Raw genomic sequence first — 3,186 nt, forward strand, 5'->3', positions numbered from 1 at the left:
ACAGGGATATACGGATCCGCGAGAATCCCGTCAAGCACGAATTCGCGGCGCGTCGCGTTTTCCCGCGAATTCGCTGGGCTCGCCGCTGCCGATCATTGCGGCTTCAGGCGCTTCCTAGCCCAGTCCCGCAGGAGTTCTTCCTCGTAGGTGAAAGCACCGAACCGGTTCGCGCGGGCGCCGAACAGGAAGTTGATGTCGCTGACCCGCTCGTCTCCGCCGGCGATCCGGCGACCGGCTCGACGCAGGTCGTAACGCAGGCGGAAGGCCGGCGGCGTCACGTCGGTCACCACCCGCGGCGCCGAGACCGGGGACAGGCCCGGATGCGCGAAGCCCGCCAGATCGATGTCCAGCACGTCGACGCGGAGATCGTCGCCCGGCGCCATCGCGCGCAAAGTCGCCCCCTCGATAATGCGCCGGATTTCCGCGAGGGTGACGCGAAGCCCCGGACCCGCGCCGACGCGGTCGCCCGCATCGGTGTAGCGCTCGGGAGCGACGAAGTTCACCGTCACCCGCGGAGCCGGAGCGCTCGCGGCGGGCCCCGCAGCAGTCACGAGAAACCCCATCAGCATCGCGGCGTGCCGGATCGAAGGATGGATCGCCACCGCCTCAGTATCCGCGCTTGACCTGCGCGAGGGCCCGGGTCAGCCCGTCGGCGATGACCTCGCGCTCGGGGGGCGAGGCATCGCGGGCGACGACCACGAACTCCCGGCGCGACACGAGGGTGAGGGTCTGCATGCCGTATTCCTCGTCCTCGACCTTGGTGAGCTTCGTCCAGAGCGGATTGAAGCGCCATTCGCGGCGCTCGCCGCGATGGGTCACCCGCGCGAGCATCACCTCGATCGGCGAGATCGCCACCTCCTCGAAGGAACGCCCGCGCCGGAAACTCACCTTCAGCGCCATGTAGAGGGCCAGCATGTCGAGGCCGAAGAAGCCCGCCACCGGCCAGTATCCGGCCTTCACGCAGGCGACGGAGGTGACCAAGGAGACGGCGCAGCACAGCACCATCACAATGCGGAAGCCCTCGTGACTCAGGGATTGGTGAGGCCGGATGGTCGCCCGGAAGACCGGCCGATCCATGCTGTCGGGGTCCAGGCCGTCCGGGTGCAGACCCGTCACCGGCATGCCTGTGCGGGGGTCCTGATGATTGCCGCTCGCCATGCATCGCATATAACGCGCGGATGCGAACCCGACAGCCGACCAAACCGCGGAAATCGCCGATCTCCGCGCGTCTTTCCGCGCCGATCGTCGCAGAGGTGGCGACCGCGCCCGAGCCGGTGGGACCCGAGACCCTCGCGGAGATCTTCTCGCGGTTGTCGGCGGCCAACCCGGAACCCCGCGCGGAACTCGAGTTCCAGAACCCGTTCACTCTGCTGGTGGCGGTCGTGCTGTCCGCCCAGGCGACGGACCGGAGCGTGAACCTCGCCACCGCCCCGCTCTTCGCGATCGCCGATACGCCGGAAGCGATGCTGGCGCTGGGCGAGGAGCGGGTGCGGGACTTCATCCGCACGATCGGACTGTTCAACACGAAGGCGAAGAACGTCATCGCGCTCTCGCGCATCCTGGTGGAACAGCATGGCGGCGCGGTGCCGCGGCGGCGCGAAGATCTGGAGGTGCTGCCCGGCGTTGGCACCAAGACCGCGAGCGTGGTGCGCAACGTCGCCTTCGGAGAGGAGACCATCGCGGTCGACACCCATATCTTCCGGGTCTCGAACCGGATTCCCCTGGTGGTGGCGGCCACGACGGACAAGGTCCAGGCCGGCCTGGAGGCCCTCGTGCCGGCGCCCTACCGGCTCAACGCCCATCACTGGCTGATCCTGTTCGGCCGCTACGTCTGCAAGGCCCGCAAGCCCGCGTGCTATCAGTGCCCGATCGCCGATCTCTGCCGGTTTCCGGCCAAGACGCCGGCGCCCTGATCGGGGCCGGCCCTGGCGGCGCGGATAGGGGCCGACGCCTCGCCTCCGGGCTAACGCGTTGTGCTGCCAACCGGCTTCGGGTAGTTTGCGCCACGGTCGCGGAGGCTTTCGGCGTACGACGTGTCTCTCGGCCCGGCCTCCCCCTTACAGGCCGCCACGCCGCGGATTCCGCATCGTCCAGCCCGAAGGAGCCACGGCCCATGGACTTCCTCAAACCACGGTACACGCCTATGAACCGCCGCCGTCGCATCTACGAGGGCAAGGCGAAGGTCCTCTACGAGGGTCCGGAGCCGGGAACGCTCATCCAGCACTTCAAGGATGATGCCACCGCCTTCAACGCGCAGAAGCACGATGTCATCGACGGCAAGGGCGTGCTGAACAACCGGATCTCGGAGTTCCTCTTCTCGCACCTGAACGACATCGGCGTGCCGACGCACTTTATCCGCCGCCTCAACATGCGCGAGCAGCTGATCCGGGAAGTCGAGATTATCCCCCTCGAGGTGGTGGTGCGCAACGTCGCGGCAGGCTCGCTCGCGACCCGCCTCGGCCTCGAGGAAGGCACGCAGCTGCCGCGCTCGATCATCGAGTTCTACTACAAGAACGACGCGCTCAACGACCCGATGGTGTCGGAGGAGCACATCACGGCCTTCGGCTGGGCGACCCCCCAGGAAATCGACGACATCATGGCCCTCGCCATCCGGGTCAACGACTTCCTGTCCGGGCTCTTCCTCGGCGTCGGCATCCGCCTCGTGGACTTCAAGATCGAGACCGGCCGCCTCTGGGAAGGCGACATGATGCGCATCGTCGTGGCCGACGAAATCTCCCCGGATTCCTGCCGCCTGTGGGACATCAAGTCGTCGGACAAGCTCGACAAGGACCGCTTCCGCAAGGATCTCGGCGGCCTGATCGAGGCCTATACCGAGGTCGCCAAGCGCCTCGGCATCATGTCCGAGAACGAGAAGGTGCAGACCGGCGGGCCGCGCCTCGTCCAGTAAACCGGTCTCCCGCGCCGTCGGCGCGGGAATCGGGTCGCCTGGCGTCCGGGTGACGCGCGGGTCCGCTGCCCCGGAGGAATCTGACGCCTCAGCGCGGGCTCACCGGACAGGCGCCGGGCCAGTCTAGCCGCAATCGGGCGTAGCTGCCGAGATCGGGGTCGAAGCCCGGGTGATAATGGGGGTCCTGCGCGAGCAGCGGCCCCCATTGCCGTTTCAGGGCCGCGACCTCGCGCTGGACCCCAGAGGCCCTGGCCCGGCACCAGCGCGAGGTCGCGGCC

The 3,186-nt window shown here is 68.0% G+C and carries 4 protein-coding genes and 1 pseudogene; 2 read left to right on the forward strand and 3 right to left on the reverse strand.

Annotation, left to right across the window (positions count from 1 at the left end; genetic code table 11):
- Positions 1-92: 92 nt before the first annotated feature.
- Positions 93-602: a DUF3016 domain-containing protein gene (locus MFF30_RS25685; protein ID WP_238283108.1), complete on the reverse strand. Its 510-nt coding sequence runs from the start codon at positions 600-602 to the stop codon at positions 93-95.
- A 4-nt stretch (positions 603-606) separates the two neighbouring features.
- On the reverse strand, positions 607-1,158 hold the full coding sequence (locus tag MFF30_RS25690) for a DUF2244 domain-containing protein (protein ID WP_373321016.1): 552 nt from the start codon (positions 1,156-1,158) through the stop codon (positions 607-609).
- A gap of 20 nt (positions 1,159-1,178) precedes the next feature.
- On the opposite strand from MFF30_RS25690, the gene nth reads away from it, so the two are divergent.
- Together nth and purC are read left to right on the forward strand one after the other, a co-directional pair.
- Positions 1,179-1,913, forward strand: coding sequence for an endonuclease III (nth, locus tag MFF30_RS25695; protein ID WP_238283110.1), 735 nt, complete (start codon positions 1,179-1,181; stop codon positions 1,911-1,913).
- 200 nt (positions 1,914-2,113) lie between these two features.
- Positions 2,114-2,908, forward strand: coding sequence for a phosphoribosylaminoimidazolesuccinocarboxamide synthase (purC, locus tag MFF30_RS25700; RefSeq protein ID WP_238283111.1), 795 nt, complete (start codon positions 2,114-2,116; stop codon positions 2,906-2,908).
- An 88-nt stretch (positions 2,909-2,996) separates the two neighbouring features.
- Here purC and MFF30_RS25705 read toward each other — a convergent pair.
- Positions 2,997-3,186 (reverse strand): annotated as a pseudogene (locus MFF30_RS25705) (glycosyltransferase family 2 protein); the annotation flags it as partial.

Source organism: Methylobacterium goesingense, from assembly GCF_022179225.1.
Taxonomy (GTDB): domain Bacteria; phylum Pseudomonadota; class Alphaproteobacteria; order Rhizobiales; family Beijerinckiaceae; genus Methylobacterium; species Methylobacterium goesingense.

Coding starts and splice junctions, on each gene's coding strand:
- MFF30_RS25690 (WP_373321016.1), bottom strand. CDS start 1,158: ATGGCGAGCGGCAATCATCAGGACCCCCGCACAGGCATGCCGGTGACG.
- nth (WP_238283110.1), top strand. CDS start 1,179: ATGCGAACCCGACAGCCGACCAAACCGCGGAAATCGCCGATCTCCGCG.
- purC (WP_238283111.1), top strand. CDS start 2,114: ATGGACTTCCTCAAACCACGGTACACGCCTATGAACCGCCGCCGTCGC.